1 pseudogene is annotated in these 1,048 nt (G+C 67.4%); it reads left to right on the forward strand.

The window, feature by feature from the left end:
• Positions 1-149: 149 nt before the first annotated feature.
• Positions 150-1,027, forward strand: a pseudogene (locus SK803_RS46350) (IS5 family transposase).
• Positions 1,028-1,048: the final 21 nt, after the last annotated feature.

The following is a 1,048-nucleotide window of genomic DNA, read 5'->3' on the forward strand; positions in this document are numbered from 1 at the left end:
CTAGGGCCTGTATCGAAGTCGACTACGGCCGCTTGAGCCGGATTGGCGCTGGTGGGCGTGTCGATGATCAAGAATGAGCGAGGTCTCCGGTAGAGGGTTTGTCTGCGAAGAGAAACCTGAACACCGGAGACCTCGTGGACACCTTAGCGGTGACGAGGCGGTTCGATCTGACCGACGCGCAGTGGCAGCGGCTGGAGCCGTTGCTGCCTGTGCCGTCGCGGTCGGGTCGGCCGTCGTTGTGGAGCAAGCGGCAGTTGATCGACGGGGTCCGGTGGCGGGTGCGCACCGGTGCACCCTGGCGGGACATGCCGGCGGAGTACGGATCGTGGGCCGCGGCGTATGGGGTGTTCCGGCGCTGGCAGCGATCCGGTGCCTGGCAGCGAATCCTGATCACGCTGCAAGCCTTGGCGGATGCGGCCGGGCGGATCACCTGGGATGTCAGTGTGGACTCCACGATCGCGCGGGCGCACCAGCATGCCGCGGGTGCGCGGAAAAGGGGGATCTGCAGGCTGAGCCGCCGGGCGGGATCGCCACCGAGCCCGTGGATCATGCGCTGGGCCGCTCGCGCGGCGGGCTGACCACGAAGCTGTACCTGAGCTGTGAGCAGGGCCAGAAGCCGTTGTCGATCGTGCTGACCGCCGGGCACCGCCACGACAGCCCTCAGTTCATCCCGGTGCTGCAAGGGATCCGGGTGCCCAGGTTAACCGCCGGCCGGGCCCGGACTCGTCCTGATCGTGTGCTGGCGGACAAGGCCTACACCTCGAAAGACAACCGGGAGCACCTGCGTCGCCGCGGGATCAAGGCGACCATCCCGAGCAAGGCCGACCAGGACGCCCACCGCAAGGCCAAAGGGTCGAAGGGCGGCCGGCCACCGGCCTTCGACCCCGAGACCTACAAACAGCGCCACGCCGTCGAGTGCGGCATCAACCGGCTCAAACGCCACCGTGCCGTGGCCACCCGCTACGACAAACTCGCCGTCCGCTACGAAGCAGCCGTCCACATCGCCGCGATCAACGAATGGCTATGACCGACTTCGATACAGGCCCTA

It is taken from the genome of Lentzea miocenica, from assembly GCF_033949945.1.
In the GTDB taxonomy this organism is placed as follows: domain Bacteria; phylum Actinomycetota; class Actinomycetes; order Mycobacteriales; family Pseudonocardiaceae; genus Lentzea; species Lentzea miocenica.